Here is a 12,927-nt window from a genome sequence, read left to right on the forward strand (position 1 = left end):
GGGTCTTCCACCGTCCCTTCGTCTTGGTGTCGCCGGGTCACGGCCGTCGAGGAGCGGGGTGAAGGTCGACGGCCGGCGGGCCGGCGGGACGTGGGGCTGGGGGTCGAGGCCGAAGGTGGTGAAGGCGGTGCGGCGCGGGAGGGGGTAGTTCTCCTTGCCGGTGACGGTGTTGAGGACGGTGGCGCTGCGCCAGGCGGCGAGGCCGAGGTCGGGGGCGCCGACGCCGTGGCTGTGGCGTTCGGCGTTCTGCACGTAGACGTGGCAGCCGGTGCCGGTCACCGATGGGTCGAGGACGAGGCGGAAGTGTTCGTCGACGCGCGGGCGTTCGGCGCTGTCGCGGCGGAGGTAGGGGTCGAGTCCGGCGAGGACGCGGTCCAGCGGGCGTTCGCGGTGGCCGGTGGCGAGGACGACGGCGTCGGTGGTGAGGCGGCTGCGGGTGTTCTGCCGGACGTGTTCGAGGTGGAGTTCGATCTTGGTGGTGGCGATCCGGCCCGCGGTGCGGACGCGGACGCCGGGGATGAGGACGGCGTCGGGCCAGCCGCCGTGCAGAGTCCGGCGGTACAGCTCCTCGTGGATGGCGGCGAGGGTGTCGGCGTCGATGCCCTTGTGGAGTTGCCACTGGGCGGCGACCAGGCGGTCGCGGGCGGATTCGGGCAGGGCGTGGAAGTAGCGGGTGTGGTCGGGGGTGAAGTGTTCGAGGCCGAGCTTGGAGTACTCCATGGGGGCGAAGGCCTCGGTGCGGCCGATCCAGTGGAGGCGTTCGCGGCCGGCGGGGCGGTGTCGCAGGAGGTCGAGGAAGACCTCGGCGCCGGACTGGCCCGAGCCGACGACGGTGACGTGAGGGGCGGCGAGGAGGGCGGCACGGTGGTCGAGGTAGTCGCAGGCGTGCAGGACGGGGACGCCGGGGGCGTCCTTGAGGGGGCGCAACGGGTCGGGGACGTAGGGCTCGGTGCCGATGCCGAGGACGACGTTCCTGGCGTACGTACGGCCGAGGGCCTCGGCCTCGCCGACGGCGTCGAGCCGGGTGAAGTCGACCTCGAAGGCGTCGCGTTCGGGGTTCCAGCGGACGGCGTCGACCTGGTGGCCGAAGTGCAGTGCGGGGAGGCTGTCGGCGACCCAGCGGCAGTAGGCGTCGTACTCGGCGCGGTGGGTGTGGAAGCGTTCGGCGAAGTAGAAGGGGAAGAGGCGCTCGCGGGTTCTGAGGTAGTTGAGGAAGGACCAGGGGCTGGTGGGATCGGCGAGGGTGACGAGGTCGGCGAGGAAGGGCACCTGGACGCGGGCGCCGTCGATGAGGAGGCCGGGGTGCCAGTCGAAGGTGGGGCGCTGCTCGTAGAAGACGGCGTCGAGTTCGGCGAGGGGCTGGGCGAGGGCGGCGAGGGAGAGGTTGCTGGGGCCGATGCCGATGCCGACGAGGTCGCGGGGGGTGTCGGAGGCCGGGTGGGGTGGGGTGTTCATGCGGGGGTGTGTCCTTCCACCAGGTGCAGGAGGGCGGCCAGGTCGTCGGGTCGGGTGTGGGGGTTGAGGAGGGTGGTCTTGAGCCAGAGCCGGCCGTCGGGGCGGGCCCGGCCGAGGACGGCGCGGCCGTCGGTGAGCAGGCGGCGGCGTATCCCCGGCGACGGTCTCGTCGTCGGCGCCCGTGGGGCGGAAGAGGACGGTGCTGAGGGTGGGGGTGTCGTACAGCTCGAAGGCGGGGTCGGCGGTGACGAGGGCGGCGAATGCCTGGGCGTGGGCGCAGACTTCGTCGACGAGGGCGCCTAGGCCGGTGCGGCCGAGGGTCTTGAGGGTGACGGCGATCTTGAGGATGTCCGGGCGGCGGGTGGTGCGCAGGGAGCGGCCGAGGAGGTCGGGGAGGCCGGCCTCGGTGTCGTCGTCGGCGTTGAGGTAGTCGGCGCGCTGGTGGAGGGCGGTGAGGTCACCGGGGTCGCGGACGGCGAGGAGGCCGGCGGCGGCCGGCTGCCAGCCGAGTTTGTGCAGGTCGAGGGTGACGGTGTGGGCGGCGTCGAGGCCGGTGAGCCGGGCGCGGAGGCGGTCGCTGAACAGGAGGCCGCCTCCGTAGGCGGCGTCGATGTGGAGCCGGGCGCCGTGGGCCGAGCAGCGGGCGGCGATGGCGGGGAGGGGGTCGATGAGCCCGGCGTCGGTGGTGCCGGCGGTGGCCGCGACGAGCAGCGGGCCGGGCAGGCGGGCGAGTGCCTCGCCGAGGGCGTGGGGGTCGAGGGTGCCGGCCGGGGTCGGGACGGCGACCGGGTCGGGCAGGCCGAGGAGCCAGGCGGCGCGGGGCAGCGAGTGGTGGGCGTTGGTGCCGTGCACGAGGCGTACGCCGGGGCCGAGCCGCTCGCGGGCCAGCAGGAGGGCGAGGTGGTTGGACTCGGTGCCGCCGGTGGTGATCAGGGCGTCCGCCAGGCCTGTCTCGGCGGCGAGCGCACGGGTGACCAGTGCCTCCAGCTCCGAGGCCGCCGGGGCCTGGTCCCAGGAGTCCAGGGAGGGGTTGAGGACGGAGGCGGCCAGGTCGGCGGCTGCCGCCACGGCGAGCGGCGGGCAGTGCAGATGGGCGGCGCACAGCGGGTGCGCCGGGTCGGCGGAGCCCTCGGCGAGGACCCGGACCAGGGTGTGCGGGGCGGTCGGGTCGCCCCGCTCCGGCAGGACCTCGCCGACGGCCGCGCGCACCCGGGCGGCCACCGGTGCGGTGCCGGTAGACGGCGGTGGGCCGCGGGCAGCGGGCCGCCGCGGGCGCGGGCACCGGCGTCCAGCGCGTCGAGGACCGAGGCGAGCAACGGCCTCAGCGCGTCCGTGCCGTCAGGGCCTGAGGCGAGGGGCGGCGTGCGCATGGGCTCCTCCGGAGGCGGGGAGTCCCAGTTTGTCGGTGGTTGTGCCGACGCGCCCTGGCCGTACGGGTTTTGGACCCGAAAGTGGGAGGGCTAGGGGGTTGCGCCCTCCCTCACACGCAGGGCCCTGGCCAGGTCGTCCAGCTGGTCCGCCAGCTTCCGGCGCAGGGACGGGGTCGGGTCGGCGTCGCGCAGACAGGTTTCGCCCAGGGTCAGGTTCTCGGTGTCGACGGCGTACGCGGGGAAGGCCCAGCGGCCGATGGCGTCCGCGATGGCGGGGCCTCGGCGGGCGGCGACGGTGACCGCGTCCTCGTAGAAGCGGGGCACGTACTGGCGTACCAGGTCGGCCTGTTCGGGCTGCCAGAAGCCCTGGGCGGTGGCGGTGAACAGGTAGTTGGACAGGTCGTCGCTGTCGAACATCGCGGACCAGGCCGTGCGCTTGGCCTCCTCGTCGGGCAGGGCGGCGCGGCAACGGGCGGCGCCTTCGCGGCCGTTGGCGGAGGGGTCGCGGTCCAGCTCGGCGAGGATGGCGGCCTCGTCGGTGGCGCCGAGGACGGCGAGCCGGGCGAGGACGCGCCAGCGCAGGTCGGGGTCGAGTTCGGGGCCGCCGGGGACCGTGCCGTCGGCGAGCCAGGCGGTGAGGGTCTCCGGGTGGGCGGCGACGTCGATGAAGTGGCGTACGGCGATCAGGCGCAGGCCGGGGTGGTCGCCGTCCTCGGTGCGGCGGATGAGGTCGCGGCACAGGGAGGACAGGGTGGCGAGGGCGGCGGGGCGTTCCTCGGGGGTGAGGTAGCGGTCGGCGACCTGGGCGGAGGCGAAGGCGAGGACTCCCTGGGCGAGGGCCAGGTCGGTCTCGCGCGGGAGGTGGACGCGGGCGGTCTCCAGGTAGGCGCCGGGGGCGAGTTCGCCGTCGCGGACGGCGTCGCGCAGGGCGTTCCAGACGACCGTGCGGGTCAGCGGGTCGGGCAGCCGGGACAGGCTCGTGCCGACGGCCTCGGCGGACGCGGCGTCGAAGCGGACCTTGGTGTAGGTGAGGTCGCCGTCGTTGAGCAGGAGCAGCGCGGGGGGCTTGCCGATGGGCTGCGGCGCGCTCTGCGGGACGTCGACGTCGAGGCGTTCGCGCAGGGTGAGGCGGCCCTCGTCGTCGGAGAGGTCGTGGTCGTAGAGGCCCACGGCGATGCGGTGCGGGCGGCTGCCGGTGTGCTCGACGGTGAGGGCGCAGGTGCCGGCCTCGGTGGTGACGGCCGGGGTGAGGGTGTCGACTCCGGTGGTGCGCAGCCAGGCGTCGGCCCAGGCGTGCACGTCGCGCTCGGTGGTGGAGGCGAGGGAGTCGATGAAGTCGGCGAGGCTGGCGTTGCCGAACCGGTGCCGTGCGAAGTGGGTGTTGATGCCGGCGAGGAAGTCCTTCTCGCCGAGCCAGGTCACCAGCTGGCGGAGCGCGGAGGCGCCCTTGGCGTAGGAGATGCCGTCGAAGTTGAGGAGCGCGGAGGCGGTATCCTCGACGTTCTCCGGGGCGACGGGGTGGGTGGAGGGGCGCTGGTCGCGTCGTAGCCCCAAGCCTTGCGGACGACGCCGAACTCGGTCCAGGAGTCGGTGAAGCGGGTCGCCTCGGCGGTGGTCTGGTAGCCCATGTACTCGGCGAAGGACTCGTTCAGCCAGATGTCGTCCCACCACCTGAGGGTGACGAGGTCGCCGAACCACATGTGGGCCATCTCGTGCGCGATGACCATGGCGCGGGTCTGGCGCTCGGTGTCGGTGACGGCGGACCGGTAGACGAAGTCGTCGCGGAAGGTGACGAGGCCGGGGTTCTCCATGGCGCCGGCGTTGAACTCGGGGACGAACGCCTGGTCGTAGGAGTCGAAGGGGTAGGGCTCCTCGAACTTCTCGTGGTAGCGGTCGAAGCACGCGCGCGTGACGTCGAGGATCTCGTCGGCGTCGGCGTCGAGGTGGGGGGCGAGGGAGCGGCGGCAGTGGATGCCGAAGGGCAGGTCGCGGTGTTCGGTGCGCACGGAGTGCCAGGGGCCGGCGGCGACGGCGACGAGGTAGGTGGAGATGAGCGGGGTGGGGGCGGCCGTCCAGCGGCCCTCGCCGAGGTGCTCGGTGATGCCGTTGGCGAGGACGGTCCAGCCTTCGGGGGCCGTCACCGACAGCTCGAAGACGGCCTTCAGGTCGGGCTGGTCGAAGGCGGCGAAGACGCGCTGGACGTCGTCCATGAACATCTGGGTGTAGACGTAGGTCTCGCCGTCGGCGGGGTCGGTGAAGCGGTGCATGCCCTCGCCGGTGCGGGAGTAGCGCATGCTCGCGGTGATCCGCAGTTCGTGTTCGCCGGCGGTGAGGTTCTTCAGGGGCAGCCGGTTGTCGTCCAGGGTTCCCGGGTCGAGGTTCTCGCCGTCGAGGACGACGGAACGCAGTTCGGCCGGCTTCAGCTCGACGAAGGTGTCGGCGCCCGTGCGCGCGGCGAACCGGATCACGGTGAGGGACTCAAAGGTCTCGTCTCCGGTGGTCAGGTCCAGCGCGACGGTGTAGCGGTGGACGTCGAGGAGCTGGGCACGGGTCTGCGCTTCGTCGCGCGTCAGTACGGACATGCAGGCCATGCTGCCCGATGCCGCAGGCCGGGCACAGGGGTGGACCGATACGCGCCGTTTGTCCCCCGCTCGCGCGTGCGCCGGGCCGGGGTCGTCGCGGTGGGTGATTCCGGTCCCGCACCCGCACCGCGCACCGGGGGCTCAGGGAGCCGTGGGGGTCCTCGGGCCGGTCGCGCGGGCCTCGGTGTCGCGCTGGACGGGGACACGGGCGTCCGGCCGTTCGGCGCCCAGGTCCCGCACCCGTTCGCGCAGGGCGCGGGTCTCCTCCTGGAGCGCGAGGTAGCGCTGGTGGGCTTCGTAGAGGTAGCGGACCTTGGTGCGCAGGGCCAGCGGGTCGACCGGTTTCATGACCAGGTCGGCCACGCCGAGGCCGAAGGCGGTGGAGGTCAGTTCCTGGTCGGGGCCGAAGCCGGTGAGGAGGATGACCGGGATGTGCTGGGTCTGCTCCAGGCGCCGCAGGTAGCGGACCACGTCCAGACCGCTGACGCCGGGCATGCGCACGTCGAGCACGAGGAGACCGACGCGGCCGCGCAGCACCTGTTTGAGAGCTTCGTCGCCGCTGGTGGCGCGGGCTATCCGGTGGCCCAGCGGGGCCAGGACGTTCTCCAGCGCGTACAGCGTGTCCTGGTGGTCGTCCACGATGAGGATCCTGGCATCCGGCGGCATGACCGACGTCCCTCCCGCGATGGGACGACCAGCTTATGCCCGAACCCTGACGCGCAGTGCCTGTCGGCTGACGCGCGGTACCCGCCGGCACATGCCTCGGCGGCGTCCGGGTCCGCCGGGCGTGGCGGCGCCGGGCCGGACCCGGACGTGACGCCCGAGGTCAGGCGGGGGTTCCGTGGACGGCGTCCTCGGCGATGCGCTCGTGGTGACGGATCACCTCGCCGATGATGAAATTGAGGAACTTCTCAGCGAACGCCGGGTCCAGCTTCGCGCTCTCGGCGAGGGCGCGCAGGCGGGCGATCTGCCGGGCCTCGCGGGCCGGGTCGGCGGCCGGCAGCTGGTGGCGGGCCTTGAGGTGGCCGACCTGCTGCGTGGCCTTGAAGCGCTCGGCGAGCATGTGGACGACGGCCGCGTCGATGTTGTCGATGCTGTCGCGGAGCCGGGCGAGTTCCTCGACGACGGCGGGGTCGACGTCACCGGTTCCGGTGTTGCTGGTGGTCATGGGCGTTCACCCTAGTGCGTTCCGGTGCGGGGCCCGCGGGCTGCCCGCGACCTGGGAAATCCTGCGGCCCGGTCCTGGTCCGGTGTTCTCCCGCCGGTGCCTCGTAGAGTGGAAGCGGCCAGTGGAAGCGGCTGTACGGCGCCCTGGGGGTACGACGTGGCGAACGGCGGACCGGTCGAGCACGGCTACCCGCACCTGGACACGGTGCGGGACGCCGTCACCGCGCTGTACAGACGGCTTTCCCACGGCTCCGTCCACCAGTTCGCCACCAGTGTGGCCCCGGTGGACGTGGCGTTCTGCGACACCGACGACCTGCATCTCGGGGCGCAGCGGGTGGCGCGGGAGCTGGTGCGGCACTTCCGGCTGCCGGACGCCCGGATGGTCGTCGGGTTCCGGGAGATGGAGCATGCGGCGAACGTCGAACTGACGGCGGGGCCCGAGTACTTCATCGAGCTGAACGACCGGTTCCGTACCCATCGGCGGGACATCGGGGCGGCGTTGGCGCACGAGATCATGCATGTCGTCCTGCACCGCATGGACCTGGCGTTCCCCGGCACCCGCGACAACGAGATCCTCACGGACACGGCCACCACCTATCTGGGCGCCGGATGGCTGCTCCTGGACGCCTACCGGGAGGACGCGTCCTCCTCGCAGAAGCTGGGATATCTGACGCCGGAGGAGTTCGGGTACGTCCTGGCCAAGCGGGCGCTGGTGTTCGGCGAGGACCCGTCGACCTGGTTCACCAGTGCGCAGGCCTACACGGCGTACGTGAAGGGTCGTGAGCGGGCCCTTCTCGACGAGCGGCAGCCGCCGCTGACGGCCGCGGGGTGGGCGGGGCGGCGGCGCTACGCGCGCGACCGGCGGCACGCGCAGGAGGCCCCCGCCTCCGCCGCCGCACCGAGCGCTCCGTACGCCTTCGTGCCGGACGGGCCGGGGCCGCTGCGGGTGACGTTTCCGTGTCCCACCTGCCTACAGCGGATCAGGGTGCCGGTGCGGGGGCGGGTGCGGGCCCGGTGCGGGCTGTGCCGGACGGTGCTGGAGTGCGACACGTAGGCGGATGACCGACCCCGGTACCGGAGTGCGACACGCAGGCGGATGGCGGGGCGCGGTACCGGAGTGCGACAGCCGGGCAGACGGCCATAGGCGGATGGAAGGGCCCCGGTGCTGGAGTGCCGTGGGCCGGTGACGCCCGGTGTGGCCTACGTCCCGTACACCCGCCCCGGCCGCTCGGCGTCGGCCAGCAGTTTGCGTACCCTCTCCCCCGCCTCCCCGGGGCTCCATCGAGCGCCCTTGTCTGCCGTCGGGCCGGGGCGCCAGCCCTCCATGACGGTGATGCGGCCGGCCTCCGTCTCGAAGACGCGGCCGGTGACGCCGTCGCTCGCGGCGGAGCCCAGCCAGACGACCAGGGGTGAGACGTTCTCGGGGGCCATCGCGTCGAAGCCGGTGGCGGGCGCCGCCATGGTGGTGGCGAAGGTGTGTTCCGTCATGCGGGTGCGGGCCGCGGGGGCGATGGCGTTGACCTGGACGCCGTAGCGGGCGAGTTCGGCGGCGGCGACGAGGGTGAGGGCTACGATTCCGGCCTTGGCGGCGCTGTAGTTGCCCTGTCCGACCGAGCCCAGCAGGCCTGCCCCGCTGCCGGTGTTGACGATCCGGGCGTCGGGGGTGCGGCCCGCTCCGGCCTCGGCGCGCCAGTGAGCGGCGGCGTGCCTGAGCGGGAGGAAGTGGCCCTTGAGGTGGACGCGTACGACGGCGTCCCAGTCGTCCTCGTCGAGGTTGACCAGCATCCGGTCGCGCAGGAAGCCGGCGTTGTTGACGAGGGTGTCGAGTCGGCCGTACGTCTCCAGGGCGGTCGCCACCAGGGATGCGGCGCCCTCGCCGGTCGCGATGTCGGCGGCGTGGGCGACGGCGTGGCCGCCCGCGGCGCGGATCTCGTCGGCGACGCGGGCGGCCGGGCTGTCGGGGTCAGGGGTGCCGTCGAGGCCGACGCCGAGGTCGTTGACGACGACCCGGGCGCCCTCGGCGGCGAACGCGAGGGCGTGGGCGCGGCCGAGGCCCCGCCCCGCACCGGTGACGACGACGACCCGGTCCGCGCAGATTCCGCTCATCTCATGGCTCCTTGTCGGTGCGTGCGACGGCAGGTACGACGGCGGGTGGGTCCGCGGGTACGGCGGTGGGTACGGCCGTGGCCGCGTCCAGGAACGCGGGCCGTTCCCCGCCGCCGTGGACGAGGAGGCTCGCCCCACTGATGTAGGCGGCGGCGTCGGAGGCGAGGAAGACGGCGGCGGCGCCGACGTCCGCGGGCTCGGCGAGCCGTCCGAGCGGGACGGTGCGGGAGACGGCGGCGATGCCGTCGGCGTCCCCGTAGTGGAGGTGGGACAGCTCGGTGCGGACCATGCCGACGACGAGCGTGTTGACGCGGACCTCCGGCGCCCATTCCACGGCCATCGAGCGGGCCAGGTGCTCCAGGCCCGCCTTGGCCGCCCCGTACGCGGCCGTGCCGGGCGAGGGGCGGCTGCCGCTGACGCTGCCGATCATCACGATCGAGCCCCGGGCGCGGCGGAGGTGTTCGTGCGCGGCGAGGGACACCGTCAGCGGGGCGAGGAGGTTGAGTTCGAGGACGCGGATGTGCCGTTCGGCGTCGGCCCGGGTGAGCGGACGGTGGGGAGCGCCGCCCGCGTTGTTGACCAGGAGGTCCAGTCGGGGCAGCGCGGTGAGGGCGCGGCGGACGGCGTCGCCGTCGCGCACGTCCAGCGGTATGAACCCGGTTCCCGGGAGGGGGACTTCGGGTGGCCGGCGGGCGCACACGAGGACCTCCGCGCCCGCGGCCACGAGGGAGCGCGCGATCCCGGCGCCCACGCCCCGGGTGCCGCCCGTGACGACGGCGACCTTCCCGTCCAGCTCCATTCGCGCTACCTTCCGCCTAACAAACGTTTGGTGGAAAGGTAGCTGATGCTTCCATGAGTGTCTCCACCTCGTCCCCGGAAAAGGGGATCTCGTTGGTCACCGTCGACGTCCCGCCGGTGAACGCCCTGCCGGTGGACGGCTGGTTCGCGCTGGCCGACGCCGTGCGCGGGGCCGGCCGGGACCCTCGGGTGCGGTGCGTGGTGCTGGCCGCCGAGGGGCGCGGCTTCAACGCGGGCGTGGACATCAAGGAACTCCGGGCGGGGGGTGCGGGCGCGCTCGTCGGCGCGAACCGCGGCTGCTTCGCGGCGTTCGCGGCGGTGTACGAGTGCGAGGTGCCCGTCGTCGCCGCCGTGCAGGGGTTCTGCCTGGGGGGCGGCATCGGCCTGGTGGGGAACGCGGACGCGATCGTGGCGGCCGAGGACGCCGTCTTCGGGCTGCCCGAACTCGACCGGGGTGCCCTCGGCGCGGCCACGCATCTCGCCCGGCTCGTCCCCCAGCACCTCATGCGCGCCCTGTACTACACCTCGCGCACGGCGAGCGCGGCCGAGCTGCACGCGCACGGCTCGGTGTGGCGGGTCGTGCCGCGCGGTGAACTTCGTTCGGCCGCGCTGGAGTTGGCGGGTGAGATCGCCGCCAAGGACGGGGACCTGATCCGTCTCGCCAAGGCCGCCATCAACGGCATCGACCCGGTCGACGTGCGCCGCAGCTACCGCTTCGAGCAGGGCTTCACCTTCGAGGCGAGCGCCCTCGGGGTGGCGGAGCGGGTCCGTGACAGGTTCGGGAAGGAGGGGGCGTAGGTGAGCGACAAGACGATGTCCGCCGACGAGGTGGCCGGCCGGCTGGCCGACGGCATGACCCTCGGCATCGGCGGCTGGGGCTCGCGCCGCAAGCCGATGGCCCTGGTCAGAGCGCTGCTCCGGTCCCAGGTCACGGACCTCACGGTCGTCTCGTACGGCGGTCCTGACGTCGGCATGCTGGTCGCGGCCGGACGGGTGCGCCGGCTGGTCGTCCCGTTCGTCACCCTCGACTCGATCCCGCTGGAGCCGCACTTCCGGGCGGCGCGCGAGCGCGGTGCCGTCGAGCTGACGGAGATCGACGAGGCGATGTTCATGTGGGGGCTGCGCGCCGCCGCGAACCGGCTGCCCTTCCTGCCGGTGCGGGCCGGGATCGGCTCGGACGTGCTGCGGGTCAACCCCGGACTCCGGACGGTGACTTCGCCCTACGACGACGGGGAGACGTTCGTGGCCGTGCCGGCGCTGCGCGTGGACGCCGCGCTGGTCCACGTCAACCGTGCCGACCGGCTGGGCGACGGGCAGTACCTGGGCCCCGACCCGTACTTCGACGACCTCTTCTGCGAGGCGGCGGACGCGGCCTACGTCTCCTGCGAACGCATCGTGGACACGGCCGAGTTGACCAAGGACGCGGCCCCGCAGACGCTGCTGGTCAAGCGGCACACGGTGACCGGTGTGGTGGAGGCCCCCAACGGGGCGCACTTCACGTCCTGCGCGCCCGACTACGGGCGGGACGAGGCGTTCCAGAAGACGTACGCGACCACGCCCTGGCCCCAGTTCGCGGAGCGGTACCTGGGCGGCGACGAGCAGGCCTACCGGTCGGCCGCCCGGGTCGGCGTCGGGGAGGGGACATGACGGAGGTGACCCGCGCCGAGTACTGCGTGATCGCCTGCGCCGAGGCCTGGCGGGACGCCGGCGAGGTCCTCGCCTCCCCGATGGGCGTGATCCCCTCCGTCGGCGCCCGCCTCGCCCGCCGCACCTTCGCGCCGGACCTGCTGCTCACCGACGGCGAGGCGCTCCTGGTCGGCCCGGACGGCGCCGTCGAGGGCTGGCTGCCGTACCGGCAGCACCTGGCGCTGGTCACCGGCGGACGGCGGCACGTGATGATGGGGGCGAGCCAGATCGACCGGTACGGCAACCAGAACATCTCGTGCATCGGCGACTGGGCGCGGCCGACACGGCAGTTGCTCGGCGTACGGGGAGCACCGGTCAACACCCTCAACAACCCGACCAGTTACTGGGTCCCGCGGCACTCCCGACGGGTCTTCGTCGAGAAGGTCGACATGGTGTGCGGGGTCGGCTACGACCGTGCGGCCGATGCCCCCTACCACCGCATCCCGCGGGTCGTCTCCGACCTGGGCGTCTTCGACTTCGCCACCCCGGACCGCTCGATGCGGCTGGCCTCCGTGCACCCCGGCGTGACCGTCGCGCAGGTGAGGGAGGCCACCGGGTTCGCGCTCGCGGCCTCGGACGAGGTGCCGTACACCCGTGAACCGAGCGCGCGGGAGCTGGCGCTGATCCGGGACGTCATCGATCCGGCGGGCACGCGGACGCGTGAGGTCGGGCACTGATGGAGACGGCACTGACCCGGCTGGTCGGGGTGCGGCATCCGATCGTGCAGACCGGGATGGGGTGGGTGGCGGGCCCGCGCCTGGTGTCGGCGACGGCGAACGCCGGCGCCCTCGGCATACTGGCGTCGGCGACCATGACCCTCGACCAGTTGCGCGGGGCGGTGCGCGAGGTGAGGTCCCGCACGGACGCGCCCTTCGGCGTCAACCTCCGCGCCGACGCGGCGGACGCCGGTGAGCGGGTGCGGATCATGATCGAGGAGGGCGTACGGGTCGCGTCCTTCGCTCTCGCGCCCTCCGCCGGGCTGATCGCCGAGCTGAAGGAGGCCGGTGTCGTCGTCATCCCGTCCGTGGGGGCCCGCCGGCATGCGGAGAAGGTCGCGGCCTGGGGTGCGGACGCGGTCCTCGTCCAGGGCGGCGAGGGCGGCGGGCACACCGGCGAGGTCGCGACGACCGTGCTCCTGCCGCAGGTCGTGGACGCCGTGGACATCCCCGTCGTCGCGGCAGGGGGGTTCTTCGACGGGCGGGGTCTGGTCGCGGCGCTGGCGTACGGCGCCGCGGGGGTCGCGATGGGCACCCGGTTCCTGCTGACGTCGGACTCGACGGTGCCGGACGCGGTGAAGGCCCGGTACCTGGCGGCGACGGTGCGGGACGTCACCGTGACCCGGGCGGTGGACGGACTGCCGCACCGCATGCTGCGCACCGAACTGGTCGACGCCCTGGAGGGAGCGGGCCGTACGAGATCCCTGGCCCGCGCGGTCCGCCGAGCCGCCGGCTTCCGAAGGCTCTCCGGCCTCACCTGGCCCGCGATGATCCGCGAGGGCATCGTGATGAGACACGGCAGGAACCTGTCCTGGAGCCAGGTCCTGCTCGGCGCCAACACACCGATGCTGCTGCGCGCGTCGATGGTCGAGGGACGTACGGACCTCGGTGTGATGGCCTCGGGCCAGGTGGCCGGGGTGATCGAGGACCTGCCGTCCTGCACCGAGCTGGTGGAGCGCGTGATGCAAGAAGCCAGGAATGTCCTTCGCCTCCTGGACTACTAGGCCGGCCACTTCCTCCGGGACTGGAAGAACCTCACCGCGGACC

10 protein-coding genes and 2 pseudogenes are annotated in these 12,927 nt (G+C 73.3%); 5 read left to right on the top strand and 7 right to left on the bottom strand.

What is annotated here, in order from left to right; genetic code table 11:
* The 5 genes and pseudogenes from BM536_RS22365 to BM536_RS22385 all read right to left on the bottom strand — a co-directional run.
* Positions 1-1,455: lysine N(6)-hydroxylase/L-ornithine N(5)-oxygenase family protein (locus BM536_RS22365; protein WP_094103379.1), on the bottom strand; the 1,455-nt coding region annotated here is incomplete at its 3' end.
* A pseudogene (locus tag BM536_RS22370) lies at positions 1,452-2,825 on the bottom strand (pyridoxal phosphate-dependent decarboxylase family protein). The pseudogene BM536_RS22370 and the gene BM536_RS22365, both read right to left, overlap by 4 nt.
* A 90-nt stretch (positions 2,826-2,915) precedes the next feature.
* Positions 2,916-5,407, bottom strand: a pseudogene (gene pepN / locus BM536_RS22375) (aminopeptidase N).
* 141 nt (positions 5,408-5,548) lie between these two features.
* Positions 5,549-6,073: a response regulator gene (locus BM536_RS22380; protein WP_073496039.1), complete on the bottom strand. Its 525-nt coding sequence runs from the start codon at positions 6,071-6,073 to the stop codon at positions 5,549-5,551.
* A gap of 160 nt (positions 6,074-6,233) precedes the next feature.
* On the bottom strand, positions 6,234-6,575 hold the full coding sequence (locus BM536_RS22385) for a chorismate mutase (protein ID WP_073496037.1): 342 nt from the start codon (positions 6,573-6,575) through the stop codon (positions 6,234-6,236).
* 156 nt (positions 6,576-6,731) lie between these two features.
* On the opposite strand from BM536_RS22385, the gene BM536_RS22390 reads away from it, so the two are divergent.
* Positions 6,732-7,628 (top strand): hypothetical protein, encoded by an 897-nt coding sequence (locus BM536_RS22390; protein WP_094103380.1) that lies wholly within the window; start codon positions 6,732-6,734, stop codon positions 7,626-7,628.
* Between the two features lie 146 nt (positions 7,629-7,774).
* Here the strand turns inward: BM536_RS22390 and BM536_RS22395 are convergent, their stop codons facing one another.
* Both BM536_RS22395 and BM536_RS22400 read right to left on the bottom strand, forming a co-directional pair.
* The gene (locus tag BM536_RS22395; protein ID WP_094103381.1) at positions 7,775-8,680 is read right to left on the bottom strand and encodes an SDR family oxidoreductase; all 906 of its coding nucleotides are present in this window, start codon (positions 8,678-8,680) and stop codon (positions 7,775-7,777) included.
* Position 8,681: 1 nt separating this feature from the next.
* Positions 8,682-9,479 (bottom strand): SDR family oxidoreductase, encoded by a 798-nt coding sequence (locus tag BM536_RS22400; RefSeq protein WP_079275105.1) that lies wholly within the window; start codon positions 9,477-9,479, stop codon positions 8,682-8,684.
* Between the two features lie 53 nt (positions 9,480-9,532).
* On the opposite strand from BM536_RS22400, the gene BM536_RS22405 reads away from it, so the two are divergent.
* From BM536_RS22405 to BM536_RS22420, 4 genes are read left to right on the top strand one after another with little or no spacing between them, the layout of a single operon-like run.
* A complete protein-coding gene (locus tag BM536_RS22405) occupies positions 9,533-10,276 on the top strand; it encodes an enoyl-CoA hydratase family protein (protein ID WP_094103382.1) in 744 nt (247 codons plus the stop codon).
* Complete coding sequence (locus BM536_RS22410; RefSeq protein WP_073496033.1) at positions 10,277-11,125, top strand: CoA transferase subunit A; 849 nt, start codon at positions 10,277-10,279, stop codon at positions 11,123-11,125.
* Entirely contained in the window at positions 11,122-11,841 is a 720-nt protein-coding gene (locus tag BM536_RS22415) for a CoA-transferase subunit beta (protein ID WP_073496031.1), read from the top strand. The genes BM536_RS22410 and BM536_RS22415 overlap by 4 nt, the downstream gene beginning before the upstream one ends.
* Positions 11,841-12,884, top strand: coding sequence for an NAD(P)H-dependent flavin oxidoreductase (locus BM536_RS22420; protein ID WP_094103383.1), 1,044 nt, complete (start codon positions 11,841-11,843; stop codon positions 12,882-12,884). The genes BM536_RS22415 and BM536_RS22420 overlap by 1 nt, the downstream gene beginning before the upstream one ends.
* Positions 12,885-12,927 lie beyond the last annotated feature (43 nt).

This window comes from Streptomyces phaeoluteigriseus (genome assembly GCF_001896135.2).
GTDB classification, from domain to species: domain Bacteria; phylum Actinomycetota; class Actinomycetes; order Streptomycetales; family Streptomycetaceae; genus Streptomyces; species Streptomyces phaeoluteigriseus.

Coding starts and splice junctions, on each gene's coding strand:
- BM536_RS22380 (WP_073496039.1), bottom strand. CDS start 6,073: ATGCCGCCGGATGCCAGGATCCTCATCGTGGACGACCACCAGGACACG.
- BM536_RS22385 (WP_073496037.1), bottom strand. CDS start 6,575: ATGACCACCAGCAACACCGGAACCGGTGACGTCGACCCCGCCGTCGTC.
- BM536_RS22395 (WP_094103381.1), bottom strand. CDS start 8,680: ATGAGCGGAATCTGCGCGGACCGGGTCGTCGTCGTCACCGGTGCGGGG.
- BM536_RS22400 (WP_079275105.1), bottom strand. CDS start 9,479: ATGGAGCTGGACGGGAAGGTCGCCGTCGTCACGGGCGGCACCCGGGGC.
- BM536_RS22405 (WP_094103382.1), top strand. CDS start 9,533: ATGAGTGTCTCCACCTCGTCCCCGGAAAAGGGGATCTCGTTGGTCACC.
- BM536_RS22415 (WP_073496031.1), top strand. CDS start 11,122: ATGACGGAGGTGACCCGCGCCGAGTACTGCGTGATCGCCTGCGCCGAG.
- BM536_RS22420 (WP_094103383.1), top strand. CDS start 11,841: ATGGAGACGGCACTGACCCGGCTGGTCGGGGTGCGGCATCCGATCGTG.